This window comes from Pontitalea aquivivens (assembly GCF_046507575.1).
GTDB classification, from domain to species: domain Bacteria; phylum Pseudomonadota; class Alphaproteobacteria; order Rhodobacterales; family Rhodobacteraceae; genus Pontitalea; species Pontitalea aquivivens.
Window position 1 is genome coordinate 1 of the sequence record NZ_JBKFEY010000127.1, and the last position, 423, is coordinate 423.

Consider the following 423-nt stretch of genomic DNA (forward strand, 5'->3'; position numbering starts at 1 on the left):
GGGAAGACGTGGCGCGGTGAGTCCCTCCCGCGCGAACACTGAATAGATTTTCAGCATCGCTTCCTTGGGAAGAGGCCGGTCTTTGTCATGGGCGGCCAGGATCGGGGCGATCTCGGTCGCTACCATGCTGCGGGCAGAGTTCCGGATGATGCTCTGCTCATCCGTCAGGGAAAAGTCCATGCTCGACCTCTTTTAGGTTTGTGATCGCCCGGCTCACCGGCGACAGCCTCTTCGCCACGCCGGCTCAAGGCAGCTCTGGTCGTCTATAAGCGCCCCAATGGAATGTCAAAGGAAATTTCGCTAGACGATACTAGTTCCATTAGATAGGCTCGGTAGTCATCTTCGGTATGATGTCTGGATGGGGCGAGACGCGGGCGGCGTCTGATATGGCAATTGAGGAGGCTGAATGAGCGACGGAGAGCA

1 protein-coding gene is annotated in these 423 nt (G+C 57.4%); it reads right to left on the minus strand.

The window, feature by feature from the left end; all coding sequences use genetic code 11:
* The coding region (locus tag ACK8OU_RS20470) for an acyl-CoA dehydrogenase family protein (RefSeq protein WP_410305165.1) at nucleotides 1-180 on the minus strand (180 nt) is incomplete at its 3' end.
* Between the last annotated feature and the right edge of the window lie 243 nt (nucleotides 181-423).